At 74.9% G+C, this 13,640-nt stretch carries 9 protein-coding genes; 6 read left to right on the forward strand and 3 right to left on the reverse strand.

Annotated elements, in window-relative coordinates; all coding sequences use genetic code 11:
• Positions 1 to 12: 12 nt before the first annotated feature.
• The 5 genes from IE180_RS07845 (at position 13) to IE180_RS07865 (ending at position 4,957) form a co-directional block, all read left to right on the forward strand.
• Positions 13 to 873: an enoyl-CoA hydratase gene (locus IE180_RS07845; protein WP_190156040.1), complete on the forward strand. Its 861-nt coding sequence runs from the start codon at positions 13 to 15 to the stop codon at positions 871 to 873.
• Positions 873 to 2,042: an acyl-CoA dehydrogenase family protein gene (locus tag IE180_RS07850; protein ID WP_190156041.1), complete on the forward strand. Its 1,170-nt coding sequence runs from the start codon at positions 873 to 875 to the stop codon at positions 2,040 to 2,042. Before IE180_RS07845 ends, IE180_RS07850 begins: the two co-directional genes overlap by 1 nt.
• Positions 2,042 to 3,076 (forward strand): acyl-CoA dehydrogenase family protein, encoded by a 1,035-nt coding sequence (locus IE180_RS07855; protein ID WP_190156357.1) that lies wholly within the window; start codon positions 2,042 to 2,044, stop codon positions 3,074 to 3,076. The genes IE180_RS07850 and IE180_RS07855 overlap by 1 nt, the downstream gene beginning before the upstream one ends.
• A gap of 217 nt (positions 3,077 to 3,293) precedes the next feature.
• Positions 3,294 to 3,887 (forward strand): MFS transporter, encoded by a 594-nt coding sequence (locus tag IE180_RS07860; RefSeq protein WP_190156042.1) that lies wholly within the window; start codon positions 3,294 to 3,296, stop codon positions 3,885 to 3,887.
• A complete protein-coding gene (locus tag IE180_RS07865; protein ID WP_190156043.1) occupies positions 3,884 to 4,957 on the forward strand; it encodes an acyl-CoA dehydrogenase family protein in 1,074 nt (357 codons plus the stop codon). Before IE180_RS07860 ends, IE180_RS07865 begins: the two co-directional genes overlap by 4 nt.
• Positions 4,958 to 5,064: 107 nt before the next feature.
• Here the strand turns inward: IE180_RS07865 and IE180_RS07870 are convergent, their stop codons facing one another.
• On the reverse strand, positions 5,065 to 6,276 hold the full coding sequence (locus IE180_RS07870; RefSeq protein ID WP_190156044.1) for a glycosyltransferase: 1,212 nt from the start codon (positions 6,274 to 6,276) through the stop codon (positions 5,065 to 5,067).
• A 787-nt stretch (positions 6,277 to 7,063) separates the two neighbouring features.
• On the opposite strand from IE180_RS07870, the gene IE180_RS07875 reads away from it, so the two are divergent.
• Positions 7,064 to 10,429, forward strand: a complete 3,366-nt coding sequence (locus IE180_RS07875; protein ID WP_373302693.1) for a S8 family peptidase — start codon at positions 7,064 to 7,066, stop codon at positions 10,427 to 10,429.
• Between the two features lie 50 nt (positions 10,430 to 10,479).
• On the opposite strand, the gene IE180_RS07880 is transcribed toward IE180_RS07875, so the two are convergent.
• Positions 10,480 to 11,427 (reverse strand): nucleoside hydrolase, encoded by a 948-nt coding sequence (locus tag IE180_RS07880; RefSeq protein ID WP_190156045.1) that lies wholly within the window; start codon positions 11,425 to 11,427, stop codon positions 10,480 to 10,482.
• Positions 11,428 to 11,787: 360 nt separating this feature from the next.
• Positions 11,788 to 12,978, reverse strand: coding sequence for a cytochrome P450 (locus IE180_RS07885; protein ID WP_190156046.1), 1,191 nt, complete (start codon positions 12,976 to 12,978; stop codon positions 11,788 to 11,790).
• Positions 12,979 to 13,640: the final 662 nt, after the last annotated feature.

A 13,640-nucleotide genomic window follows, 5' to 3' on the forward strand; every position in this document is an offset into this window, starting at 1 on the left:
GAAGGAGGGCGGATGTCCGCTGCCCGCACCGCGTCCACCACGGACCCGGTCCGCTACGAACGCCTCGGCCCGGTGGCCGTCGTCACGATGGACCGGCCCGATTACCGCAACGCCCAGAACTCCGCGATGACCTACGCCCTCGACCGCGCCTTCTACCGCGCGGCCGACGACGACGAGGTCAAGGTCATCGTGCTCGCCGGAGCGGGGAAGCACTTCTCCGCCGGCCACGACATCGGCACCCCCGAGCGGGACGCCCACCTGCCGTTCGACCGGCGCGCCGGGCTCTGGTGGGACCACTCGGACAAGCAGGGCGCGGAGAGCCGCTTCGCCCGCGAGTCCGAGGTCTACCTCGGCATGTGCCGCCGCTGGCGCGAACTGCCCAAACCCATGATCGCGTCGGTGCAGGGCGCCTGCGTCGCGGGCGGCCTGATGCTCGCCTGGGTGTGCGACCTCATCGTCGCCGCCGAGGACGCGTTCTTCGCCGACCCCGTGGTCCGCATGGGCATCCCCGGCGTCGAGTACTTCGCCCACCCGTGGGTGATGCCCCCGCGCATCGCCAAGGAGTTCCTCTACACCGGGGACCGGATGGACGCACGGCGCGCCCACGAGGTCGGCATGGTCAACCGGGTCGTCCCGCCCGGGGAGCTGACGGAGCGGACCATGGAACTGGCCGCCCGGATCGCCGAGATGCCCCGCATGGGCCTGGCGCTCACCAAGCGCGCCGTCAACCAGGCCGAGGACCTCCAGGGCCTGCACACCGGCATGGACTCGGTCTTCGGACTGCACCACCTCGCGCACGCGCACAACGCCGAGACCGCCCCCGACGCGCTGGGCGGCATGGACGTACGCAGGATGAAGGCGGCGGGAGCCTGATGGACCTCGACTTCTCCGCGGCGGACGAAGCCTTCCGGGCCGAGGCCCGCGCCTGGCTCGCCGCCCACGTGCCCGACGTCCCGCTCCCCTCCCTGGAGACGGCGGAGGGCTTCGCCGCCCACCGGCGGTGGGAGCGGACCCTCTCCGCCGACCGCTGGTCGGTGGTCTCCTGGCCCGAGGAGTACGGCGGCCGGGGCGCCTCGCTCCTCCGGTGGCTGGTCTTCGAGGAGGAGTACTACGCGGCCGGCGCCCCCGGCCGGGTCAGCCAGAACGGCATCAACCTCCTCGCCCCCACCCTCTTCGAGCACGGCACCGACGAGCAGCGCGCCCGCGTCCTGCCCTCCATGGCGAGCGGCGAGGTCATCTGGGCCCAGGCCTGGTCCGAACCGGAGTCCGGCTCCGACCTCGCCTCGCTGCGCTCCACGGCCGAACGGACCGACGGCGGCTGGCTCCTGCGCGGCCAGAAGACCTGGTCGTCCCGCGCGGCCTTCGCCGACCGCGCCTTCGGCCTCTTCCGCAGCGACCCCGGGGCCGCGAAGCCGCACCAGGGCCTGACGTACCTGATGTTCCCGCTGGACGCCGAAGGGGTGGCCGTACGGCCCATCGGACGCCTCGACGGCAAACCCGCCTTCGCCGAACTCTTCCTCGACGACGTGTTCGTGCCCGACGGGGACGTGATCGGCGCGCCCGGACAGGGCTGGCGGGTCGCGATGAGCACCGCGGGCAACGAGCGGGGGCTGACCCTGCGCAGCCCCGGCCGGTTCACGGCCGCCGCCGAGCGGCTCACGGCGCTGTGGCGGGAGACCGCCGACCCCTCCGACACCGCGCTGCGCGACCGGGTCGCCGACGCGGTCATCGGCGCCCGCGCCTACCGGCTGTTCTCCTACGCGGGCGTGTCACGGGTCGCCGCCGGGGGCTCGATCGGCGCCGAGTCCAGTCTCAACAAGGTCTTCTGGTCCGAGCTGGACATCGCGCTCCACGAGACCGCGCTCGACCTGCTCGGACCGTACGGCGAACTGGCCGACGCCGCCGACGAGGCGCCCGCGCACGGCGGCTGGGCCGAGGGCCACACCTTCTCCCTCGCCGGCCCCGTCTACGCCGGCACCAACGAGATCCAGCGCGACATCATCGCCGAGCGGCTGCTCGGCCTCCCGAAGGGACGCCGGTGATGCGGTTCCTCCTCGACGACGAGCAGCGGGAGTTCGCCCGCTCCCTCGACGGCATGCTCACGGCGGCCGGCACCCCCGCGGCCGTCCGGGCCTGGGCGGCCGGCGACGCCACGTCCGGCCGGACGCTCTGGTCGCGGCTGGCGGAGGCCGGGGTCCTCGCCCTCGCCGTCCCCGAACGGCACGACGGGCTCGGCCCGCTGCCCCTCGAACTGGCCGTCGCCTTCACCGAGCTGGGCCGTCACGCCGTGCCGGGCCCGCTGGTGGAGACGGTCGCCGCGGCGGCGCTCCTCGACCGCCTGGACGACTCCGGCGGCTCCGGCGGCTCCGGCGGCTCCGGCGGCTCCGGCGTGAAGGAAGCCGCCACGGCCTGGCTCCCGCAGATCGCCTCGGGGAAGGCGGTCGTCTCCCTGTGCGTCCCGGCGGCCTGCGGCCCCTACGCCCTGGACGCGGACGCCGCCGACGCCGTGTTCGTCGTCGAGGGCGACACCCTGCGCCTGGCGGAGACGGCCGGGCCCGTGCAGCCCTCGGCCGACCCCGCGCGCCGACTGGCCCGCCCGCTCGGCGGAACGGTCCTGGCGCGGGGCCCGGAAGTGGGCGCCGCCGCCGCGCACGCCGCCGGGGTCGCCGCCCTGGCCACCGCCGCCCAGTCCCTCGGCCTCGGCCGCGCCCTGCTCGACCGGACCGTGGAGTACGTGAAGCAGCGCACCCAGTTCGGGGTCGCCATCGGCTCCTTCCAGGCGGTGAAGCACCGCCTCGCCGACACGCTCGTCGCGCTGGAGTTCGCCCAGCCGCTGCTCCACTCGGCCGCCCTGGCCCTGGCCGAGGGGGCGGCCCACGCCTCCGCCGAGATCGCCGCGGCGAAGGTCACGGCGGGCGAGGCCGCGTACGCCGCCGCCCGCACCGCCCTCCAGCTCCACGGGGCCGTCGGCTACACGGAGGAACTGGACCTCGCCCTGTGGATCCGCAAGGCCCGTCCGCTCCGCGACGCCTGGGGCACTCCCTCGGCCTGCCGCGCCCGCGTCCTCGCCCCCTGACCGGCGCCGGCGTCCTCGTACTCCGAACGGCGCCCGCGTCCTCGCGACCCGGACGGCGCCCGCGTCCTCGCGACCCGAACGAGGACGGCGTCCTCGCGCCCCGGCCGACGCCCGCGTCCTCGTACCCCGGACCGCGCCCGCTGCCCGGGCCGGGCAGCGGGCCCCGGCCCCGTCCGCTCACCGGTTCCCCCCTTCCCTACCGCACCCGGGAGTCAGCATGTCCCCCGCACCGTCCCCGCACGCCCCCGAAAGACCCTCCGACCCCGCCCTGCTGCGCAGGGCGGCGCTGTCGGGTCTGCTCGGCACCGTCATCGAGCACGACGACTTCCTGCTCCACGGCACGAGGGCCGTCTCCGACCGCGTCGACCGCCGGGCCGTCGTGCCGGCCGGTGCGGCGGGCTCCGTGCTCCTCGCCTTCCCCGTCCACGCCCCGGTCGACGCGCGCTCCCCCGCGCCGCTGGTCCTCGGCATGGCCCTCGGCCAGGTGGTGCAGCCCGCGATGTGCGCGCCGCCCGGTCCGCTGCTCTCGGAGATGTTCGGCACCCGCGTCCGCTGCACCGGCGCCCCGCTCGGCCACCAGCCGGCCGCTCTGATCGGGGGCGGGGCCACCCCGGTGCCCGCCGGCGGTCTGCTCTCCTCCGGTGACGCCCGGAGCGCTCCCCTCGCGGTCCTCGCCGTCGTCTGCGGGCTCGTGACCGCGCTCGCCGTCCGGCGGACGGGCGAGACGCGCGGCCGGGACCTCGCGGCGGAGGACCCGGCGGCGGCCGAGCGGTCCCGTACCCGACCGACATCGAGAGGAGCAGAGGCATGAGGCTGACGGAGGAACAGGAAGAACTGCGGTCCGCCGTGCGGGCCGTGCTCGGACGCCACCCGGGCGGGGCGGCCTGGCGGCCGCTGACCGGGCAGATCGGCGTCGCGGGCCTCGCCGTCCCCGAGGAGTACGGCGGCGCCGGGTACGGGGCGCGGGAGGTCCACGTGGTGATGGAGGAACTGGGGCGGGAGCTGAGCCCCGTGCCGTACCTCGGCTCCGCGGTGCTCGTGGTGCGGGCGCTGCTCGCCTCCGGTGACGCGGCGGCGTGCGCGCGGCTGCTGCCGGGACTCGCCTCGGGGACCGTGGTGGGGGCCCTGGCCTGGGCCGAACGCGGTTCCTGGGACCCGTCGGCCGTACGGTCCGAGGCCTCCCCCGGGCCCGGCGGGAACTGGCGGATCACCGGGGCCAAGGAGCACGTCCTCGACGGCGCGGAGGCCGGGGTCCTGCTCGTGGCGGCCCGGTCGGGGGCGGGGGTGTCGCTCTTCGAAGTGCCCGTGGACGGCGCGGGCGTGGACCGTGCGGCGGCCGTGACGATGGACTCCAGCAGGGCGCAGGCCCGGGTGGTGCTCACGGCGGCGGAGGGGCGGCTCGTGGGCGCGGAGGGAGGGGGCGAGCGGGTGCTCGCGCACGTCCTCGACCTGGCGTGCGCGGCGCTCGCCGCCGAACAGGTCGGCGCCGCCGCGCGCTGCTTGGAGATCACGCTCGCCTACGCCGGGGAGCGGGTCCAGTTCGGCCGGCCCGTCGGCTCCTTCCAGGCGGTCAAGCACCGTCTCGCGGACGCGTACGTCCTGGTCGAGTCGGCGCGCTCGGCCGCGCTCGGCGCCTCCTTCGCCGCCGCCACGGACGACCCGGAACTCAGCCGCCGCGCGGCCGCCGCCAAGTCCGCCTGCTCGGAGGCGTTCTCGGCGGTGGCGGGCGAGATGATCCAGCTGCACGGCGGCATCGGCATCACCTGGGAGCACGCCGCCCACCGCTACTTCAAGCGGGCGCACGGCGCGGCGCTGCTCTTCGGCCCGCCGGCCTGGCACCGCGCCCGCCTGGCGGCCGATCTGGGGCTGCCGATGACGTGAGGCCGTCGCCGCGTCGACCGCCGCCCGGCCGCCCGGCCGTCCGGCCGTCCGCGCCACCGCCCGGCCGTGCCCGTGACGCCTCGCGGACACGGCCGGGCGCCCGGGGGTCATCCCCCTTCCGAGCCGATGTGGGCGAGCAGGGCGGCGGCGCCGTCCTCCGCGGCGATCCCCCGGGCGAGTTCGGCCGCGCGGCGGCGGTGCGACGGCTCCGACAGGCAGGCCGTGATCGCGTCGCCGAGGGCCTCGGCGGTCAGGGCGTCGAACGGCACGGGCCGCGGGGCGACCCCCAGGGCGTGCAGCCGGGCCGACCAGAACGGCTGGTCGTACATGACGGGGACGGTCACGGCGGGCACGCCGGCCCGCAGCCCGGCCGCCGTGGTGCCCGCGCCCGCGTGGTGGACCACGGCGGCGGTGCGCGGGAACAGCCAGTCGTGCGGGACGTCGCCGACGGCGAGGACGTCGTCGCCGCATCCGCTCAGCCCGGCCCACCCCGCCTGCACCACCGCCCGCACACCGGCACGCCGCACGGCCGCGGCCACCAGCTCGCCGAGCCGCTCCCCCTGCCCCGCCGCCATGCTGCCGAAGCCGATGAACACCGGGGGCGGGCCGGCCCGGAGGAAGTCGGTCAGCTCGGCCGGGGGCCGCCAGTGGTCCGGCCGTGCGGACCACCAGTACCCCGTGACGTGGACCCGGGACGGCCAGTCGTCGGGGCGCGGCACCACCAGGGGGCTGTAGCCGTGGAAGACCGGCCGGATGTCCCCCGGTGCCGAGGGCGTGCCGGCGGGCAGCCCGAGGCGGTCGCGCAGCCGGGCCACGGCTCCCGCGAAGGCTCCGCCGGCGCGCTCCAGCACCTCCCGGCCCGCCGCGAGGTTGCCCTCCGGGCCCAGGTCGTCGGTGCTCCGGGCGTGGGGCAGGGGGAACTCCCGGGTGGCGAAGGCCGGTACGAGGTAGGTGCCGACGACGGGGACGCCGGACGCCTCGCCGGCCAGGCGGGCCAGGGGGGCCGGGCCGAAGGGGGTGAGCAGCAGGTCGGCGCCGCCCTCCACGGCCTCCGCCACCCCGTCGGCGAGCCCGTCCGCGTACGCCCTGGTCAAGGCCCGGGCCTCCTCCCGGGAGGCCGCCCGCGCCCAGTCCTGGATCAGCCCCTGCGGGTCTCCCGGCACGATCCGGTGCTCCAGGCCGCACCCGCCGAGAAGCGCGGCGAAGGTCGGGTGGGCGGCGACGGCGACCTGGTGGCCGGCGTCGAGCAGACGCCGCCCCAGGCCGGTGAAGGGGGCGACGTCGCCACGGGATCCGGCGGTGATGATCAGAATGCGCATGGGGCGATCCTCCTCCCGGTCGACGCCGACGGCGGTCGTTTTCCGTTCTGCTCCTCGGCTCCGATGCGACCGCACCACGCGGTCCGCGCTCGCCGTGGCCGCCGGGGCGAGCGCGCGGGCCTTCGGCGGAGGTGCACGGCGACGCCGCACAAGCCCGGTCCCCGGCGCACGGCCGTGCGCCGGACGCGCAGGGGGCCGTCCGGAACGGACTCCTCGCCCTCGGTGTGGTCCAGCCGGTCCCGGTCCTCCACGGCTGCAGGCCGCTGGTGGTGCCGCGCCCCGACGACCGGCCGTCCCGGGTCCACGTCACGGGGTACCGGTGGTCCGCACGGCCGGACCACCGCCGGCGGGTGCCGTACGGGCACGAGTCGAGTCGGGTGGGCAGCCGGCCGTGACCGCGGGAAACCACCCCGGCCGCGCCCGGACGGAGAGCCGTTCCCTCCGGGTACGGATACGGCCAAGAGGAGGGTCGCGCTCCGGCACCCGGGGCACGACCTCCGAAAAGGCCGTGGCGCCCGCGTTCGCGCGGGGCCGGTGCGCGCCGCCGTCGCGGAAGGATCGTCCCGCCGTCACGCTCCCGTCACACCGTCATCGTGGCCCCGTCGCACTCACGGACCTCAGGATGGCCTGAATCCATACGGTCCGGCCCGTCTCCCCCGGACCGTCGTTGATCACGTCCGCCTCGCTTCCCATACTGCGCTGACCGACGGCGGGAGCCTTGGCACCCCTGGCCGGAACCGACCATCCGACCTCATCCCGAACTCCTGGGGGAGACTTGCGCGCACAGGTGCACAGAGCACGCGCCCTCACCATCGCGACGGCCACATCGGTGGCCCTCGTGGCAGGCATGACCGGCCCCGCGACGGCGACCGTCGCGACCGCGGCGGCCACGTCCGACACCGTCCCACGCGTCGGCGGCACCCAGCGGATCCCGCTCGTCACGGGCGACCGCGTGGTGGTGGACGCCGAGGGCCGGATGGTGGGCTTCGAGTCCGCCGAGGGCCGCGAGCACATACCCGTACAGGTGGAGCGCTCCGGGGACCACACCCTGGTGGTGCCCGCCGACGCGCGGCGTCTGATCGCCACGGGCCGCCTCGACCAGCGGCTCTTCGACCTCGACGTGCTCACCGACCCGCGACTGCGCGAGAGCCACGGCGCCGGGCTCAAGCTGATCGTGCGGTACGCGGGGAGCGCCGGCGCCGCACGCGCCGGGGTGCGCGCGGCCGGCGACACCCAGGTGCGGCGCACGTTCCCGACGATCAACGCCGACGCGGTCCGTACGTCCCCGGAGGACGTGTCCCGGGTGTGGGAGGCGCTGACCGACCGCCAGGCCACCGGCGCGCGCGTCGCCGCCTCCGGCATCGCCGCGGTGTGGCTGGACGGGGTGCGCGGCGCGAGCCTGGACCGCAGCGTCCGGCAGATCGGCGCCGACAAGGCCTGGGAGTCCGGGTTCGACGGCACGGGCGTGAAGATCGCCGTCCTCGACACCGGCGTGGACAGGACCCATGAGGACCTCAGGACGCAGGTCGTCGGCGAGAAGAACTTCTCCGCCTCCGCCGACGCCGTGGACCGCGTCGGGCACGGCACGCACGTCGCGTCGATCGCCGTCGGCACCGGCGCCCGGTCGGGCGGCCGGTACAAGGGGGTCGCCCCCGGCGCCAAGGTGATCAGCGGAAAGGTCCTCGACGACGAGGGGTACGGGGACGACTCGGCCGTCATCGCGGGCATGGAGTGGGCCGCCGCCGAAGGCGCGGACGTGGTCAACCTCAGCCTCGGCGGGCCCGACAGCCCCGGCGTCGACCCCCTGGAGGCGACGGTCGACCGGCTGTCCGCCGAGAAGGGCATCCTGTTCGCGATCGCCGCGGGGAACGAGGGGGAGTCCGGTGCGTCGTCCCTGGGTTCGCCGGGCAGTGCGGACGCCGCGCTGACCGTCGGCGCCGTCGACAAGGACGACCGGCTCGCGCCCTTCTCCAGCACCGGCCCGCGCGTCGATGACGGCGCCGTCAAGCCGGACGTGACCGCGCCCGGCGTCGCCATCACCGCGGCCGCCGCCCAGGGCAGTGCGATCGACACGCGCCCCGGCACGCCGCACCCCGCGCCGGGATACCTCCAGATCGACGGCACCTCCATGGCCACCCCGCACGTCGCGGGCGCCGCCGCGATCCTGAAGCAGCGGCACCCCGACTGGAAGTCCGCCGAGCTCAAGGGCGTGCTGACCGGTTCCGCCGAGGGCGGGGCCTACACGCCCTTCCAGCAGGGCACGGGCCGGATACGCGTCGACGAGGCGCTCGCGCAGAGCGTCGTCGCCGAGCCCACGTCGCTGAACTTCGGCACCGCCTCGTGGCCGCACGCCGACGACAGGCCCGTCACCCGGAAGGTCGTCTACCGCAACCTCGGGACCGCCGACGTCACCCTCGACCTGGCGGTGTCCGTCCTCGACCCGTCGGGGAAGCCGGCCCCGGCCGGGTTCTTCGCGCTCGACGCCTCGAAGGTGACCGTGCCCGCCGGCGGGACGGCCGAGGTCGGTCTCGTCGCCGACACCCGGATCGGCGACGTCGACGGCGCCTACTCGGGCTACGTCACCGCCACCGGCGCGGGCCGGTCCGTCCGCACGGCCGCCGTGGCCGTCCGGGAGGCCGAGTCGTACGACCTGACGGTCCGCACCCTCGGGCGCGACGGGGCCGACGCCTCGTACTTCGCCAACACCCTGACGGGTGTCGGCGGGCCGGCCGCGGGCTTCCAGGCCCGCGTCGACAACGAGCCGGGCGCCCACACGATCCGCGTGCCCAAGGGCGCGTACACGCTCAACACGGCCGTCTACCAGGACCCGTCGGACTACGCCGCGGGCACCGACTGGATCGCCCAGCCCAAGCTGGACGTCTCCGCCGACACCACGGTCGTCGTCGACGCGCGCACCACCAAGCCGGTGGACCTCACCGTGCCCGGCATCACCAGGGCGGACTACGCGGGGACGTACTACGAGCTCGCCACCGCCGGCGTCGGGCGCGTCGGCAACGGCTGGGTCCTGAGGGGCTTCACCGGCTTCCGCACCGCCCACGCGGGTCCGGCCGTCACCGACGGCTCCCTCCTGCAGACCTGGGACGCCCACTTCCTCAAGGACGCCACCAGCCAGTACTCGGTGGCCTTCGGCGGCAGGGCGAGCACGGTCGCGACCGGCTACACCAGGCACGTGAAGGCGGGCGAGCTGGCCACCCTCAAGGTCGGCCTCGGCGCCTCCGCCGCCGGGAAGACGGCGCTCGCCTCCCCGTACGCCCATCTGCCGGGCGCGCCGGAGGGCAACGGCTTCTCCGCGCCGCAGGCGGCGCCGGGCACCCGCACCTTCTACGTCTCCACCGCCGACGGCGCCACCTGGCTCACCCGGTTCAACCAGCTGGGCGAGCTCGACGAGTGGGGCTACCCGGCCCTGGAGGCCGCCTACGAGATGGCCCGGCCGAAGCGCTACGAGGCCGGCCGGACGTACCGGGAGACCTTCAACACCGGCGTCTTCGGCCCGCTCCTGGGCGAGGGCGCGGGGGTCTTCCGCACCGCGCCCGACCCGGTCACGGGCGAGGAGCGGATCGTCGGCTCCGTACCGCTGTTCGCCGACGGCAAGGGACACCCGGGGGCGGGCCCGTACTCCTCGGCGAAGTCGACGCTGTACCGCGACGGCGTCGAGATCGCCGAGAACGACGACCCGCTGAGCGGCTCGCAGCCCTTCACGGTCGACGCCGCGGACGCCGAGTACCGGCTGACGACCTCCGTGGAACGCCCGGCGAAGGCCGCCGCGGCCTCCACGCGGATCGAGGCCGGCTTCACGTTCCGCTCGAAGCGGGTCGCGGCCACCACGGCGCTGCCGGTGTCCACGGTCCGCTTCGCGGCCCCCGTCGACCTCGCCTCGCGCCTCCCGGAGCACGGGTCCGTCCGGGTCCCCGTGACCGTGCAGGGCTCGGCCGCCGGAACGAATCTCAAGTCCCTCACCGTGTCCGTGAGTTACGACGACGGGAAGACCTGGCGGCCCGTGAAGGTCGTGGACGGCGCGGTCTCCGTGAAGAGCCCGGCGAAGGACGGCGGCGTCTCGCTCTCCGCCGAGGTCACGGACAAGCAGGGCAACACGTCGACGCTGACCGTCCACAACGCGTGGTTCGGCAAGTGACCTGGTCCGGCTGAAGGGGCGGCACCGTCTCCGATGGTGCCGCCCCACCGTCACGAGGGCCGGCCGAGGACGCGCACGGCCTCCACGATCAGGTTCCAGAACGCGTCCGTGTCGACCTCCACGCCGACCTCGGTGTCGGCGGGCCGGCCCGTCACCCCGTGCAGGTCGACCACCGTCGCTCCCCGGGTGTGCGTGCCGTTCAGCTCCACCGTCACCGCCGCCCGCACCAGACTGACCAGTGACGGGTCGATGAGGTGGGCGACGGTGAGCGGATCGTGCAGCGGGGGCGCGTCGAAGCCGTACACCTCGCGGTACCTGGACGCGAAGTAGGTGAGCAGGTCGACGCAGAGCCCGCTCAGCGGGGTGCCGAGCGCGGCGATCCGGGCGACGACCTCGGCGGTGGCCCGCACCTGGTGGGTCGCGTTGAGGCCGAACATCGTCACCGGCAGCCCGCTGCGGAAGACGATGTCCGCGGCTTCCGGATCGCACAGGATGTTGAACTCGGCGGCGGGCGTGGTGTTGCCACGCTCCGTCGAGCCGCCCATGAGCACGATCCGCTCGACGCGCGCGGCGAGTTCGGGGTGGGCGAGCAGGAAGACCGCGATGTTGGTGAGCGGTCCGGTCGGGACGAGCGTCACCGGCGCGGGGTGCGCGAGCAGGGTGTCCCGGATGAGGGTGAGGGCGTCGCGCGGGTCCTGCGGGACCTCCGGTTCTCCCTCGCCGAAGCCGGGGCCGTCCAGGCCGGAGTCGCCGTGGATGTTCTCGGCGATCCGGGGCGGTGCGTGCAGCGGGCGGTCGCGGCCCGCCGCGATCGGCACGCCCCGGATCCCGGCCACGGAGCAGACCCGGCGGGCGTTGAGCGTGGTCTTCTCCAGGGTCTGGTTGCCCGCGACCGTGGTGATCGCGAGCAGTTCGATCGCGGGGTGGGCGGCGGCCAGCAGGATGTTGAAGGCGTCGTCGTGACCGGGGTCGCAGTCGAGAATCACGGGAACCGGCATGTCCTCACCGTCCCACATCCGGTGCGGCGGACGAAGGACCCGGGACCGGCCCACGGGCGGGGCGGCGCCCGGAACTCGCCCGTCCGGGCGCACGGGGCCTGCGGGTGGGTCCGGACGCCGGTTTCGGCGGGCGCTTCCGCGGTCCGGCCGGTGGCCGGAGGAGCACAGGAGCCTCCGGGCCGCCGGCGTCCGTACCGCCTCGGGCCGTCCCCGGCCGCCTCGGGCCGTCCCTGGCCACCTCAAGCCGTCCCCGGCCGTCTCGGGCCGGTCGGCCGTCTCGGGCCGACCTTGCCGTCTCGGGCCGACCTTGCCGTCTCCGGCCGTCTCCGGCCCTCCCCGGCCGTCTCGGGTCGTCCCCGGTCAGGCGTCCCAGGTCACCGGAAGGCTCTTGACGCCGTAGATGTCCGCGGTCTCCGGGCGCAGCTCCACCTCCTCGGCGGGGACGGCGAGGCGCAGCGTGGGGAAGCGCTCGAGCAGCGCGGCGAACGCGACCCTCATCTCGACGCGGGCCAGCTGGGCGCCCAGGCACAGGTGGATGCCGTGGCCGAAGGCCAGGTGGGCGGTGGGCTCCCGCCGGAGGTCGAGCTCGTGGGGGTCGGTGAAGCGCTCGGGGTCGCGGTTGGCGGTGTGGTACGACAGGACGACCGTGGTGCCGGCCTCGACGAGCTGTCCGCCGACCTCGACGTCCTCCAGCGCGGTCCGGTGGAACGTCTTGGCGACGCTCAGATAGCGCAGCAGTTCCTCCACCGCCCCGTCGACGAGCGCGGGATCGGCGCGCAGCGCGTCGAGCTGCTCCGGGTTCCGCAGCAGCGCGAAGGTGCCGAGGGAGAGCATGTTGGCGGTGGTGTCGAAGCCGGCCGCCAGGAGGATGAGGCTGATGCCCTTCAGCTCCTCGTCGGTCAGGTCGCTGTCGGTGAGTTCGCTGAGGACGTCGTCGGTGGGGTTCGCGCGCTTGGCGGCCACCAGCCGCGCCAGGTACTCCTGGGTGGCGGTGTAGGCCGCGATCAGCTCCTCGTCGCCGACCTCCCCGCCCATGAACTTGTCGATCTGCTCCTGGAAGGACGCCCGGTCCTCGTACGGCACGCCCAGGATCTCGCAGATCACGATGGTGGGGATGGGCTTGGCGAACGCGGTCACCAGGTCCGCCGAGGGGCCGGCCGCCTCCATCGCGTCCAGACGGTCGGCGGTGATCTGCTCGATCCGCTCGGTGAGCAGACGCATCCGCCGTGCGGTGAACTTGCCCACGAGCGGCTTCCGGTAGCGGCTGTGCTCCGGCTCGTCCATGAGGAGGAACTCGCCGGGCGGCGCCGGGGGGAGCTCGAAGTCGACCACGTTCAGGAGGTCCTTGCGCGAGCTGAACCGCGGGTCGGCCAGGACCGACCGGACGAGGTCGTATCCGGTGATCAGCCAGCCGGGTTTCCCGCCGGGGTGGGTGCAGCGGCTGATCGGGCCGTGCCCACGGGCCTCGATCAGCTCCGCCGGCGGGTCGAAGGGGCAGCCGGGCGGACGCTCGGTCGGCAGCGTCGTGACGGTGTGGACGGACTCGGTCATGGCATTCCCCGATCTCGCGGCATCAGTGGGCGATGCACCCGAAGCTATGTTGCGTTCACATTTTCGTCAACGATCGATAATCAACAACTCCAGCTCAACAAGGCTAAATTGATGCAATGACCCTGCACCTGAATGCAACGGTGCAGGGTGGGGATCCGCCCTGGGTCTGATCCGGAAGACAGGCCCGGGCCTCCGCCCCGACGACGGCGGCCGGCTCCGGGGCCTCCCTCCGCGCGATCAGCGGGCCGGGGGCTCCGAACGGGAACGGGACGAGCACCGGGACGACGACGAGGCGGGACAGCTGCAGCGCCGCACGGCACACCCTCGGAACGGCCCGCGGAACCGTCCCACCGGTGTTTCGGTCGAGAGCCATCCGGTTCACAGACGTACGCGGCTCGGACGGCTCTTGACCTCGGTGAGCGCCGGGCATTAATTTGCGCTCAGCATCGACCCATGACGATCAAGAGGAGGCGATCGCGGATGAACACCAGCTCCGACCTGAGCCGCCTCGCCCACACCACGGTCTGGGTCCCGGGTCGCATCGCCCACGGCTGCTGACGACGCCGTTCCTCCCGTGCCCGCTCGCGGCACGTCTCCGCCTTCCCTTCACCCTTTCCCGGCACGCCGCCGCCGCGTGCCGTTCCGCGCCCGCTTCCCTGACG

The sequence above is a fragment of the Streptomyces litmocidini genome, from assembly GCF_014649755.1.
GTDB classification, from domain to species: Bacteria; Actinomycetota; Actinomycetes; order Streptomycetales; family Streptomycetaceae; genus Streptomyces; species Streptomyces litmocidini.

Excerpts from the sequence above, each read along its gene's own strand:
- IE180_RS07850 (WP_190156041.1), top strand. The coding sequence starts at position 873 with ATGGACCTCGACTTCTCCGCGGCGGACGAAGCCTTCCGGGCCGAGGCC.
- IE180_RS07870 (WP_190156044.1), bottom strand. The coding sequence starts at position 6,276 with ATGCGCATTCTGATCATCACCGCCGGATCCCGTGGCGACGTCGCCCCC.
- IE180_RS07860 (WP_190156042.1), top strand. The coding sequence starts at position 3,294 with ATGTCCCCCGCACCGTCCCCGCACGCCCCCGAAAGACCCTCCGACCCC.
- IE180_RS07885 (WP_190156046.1), bottom strand. The coding sequence starts at position 12,978 with ATGACCGAGTCCGTCCACACCGTCACGACGCTGCCGACCGAGCGTCCG.
- IE180_RS07855 (WP_190156357.1), top strand. The coding sequence starts at position 2,042 with ATGCGGTTCCTCCTCGACGACGAGCAGCGGGAGTTCGCCCGCTCCCTC.
- IE180_RS07865 (WP_190156043.1), top strand. The coding sequence starts at position 3,884 with ATGAGGCTGACGGAGGAACAGGAAGAACTGCGGTCCGCCGTGCGGGCC.
- IE180_RS07880 (WP_190156045.1), bottom strand. The coding sequence starts at position 11,427 with ATGCCGGTTCCCGTGATTCTCGACTGCGACCCCGGTCACGACGACGCC.
- IE180_RS07845 (WP_190156040.1), top strand. The coding sequence starts at position 13 with ATGTCCGCTGCCCGCACCGCGTCCACCACGGACCCGGTCCGCTACGAA.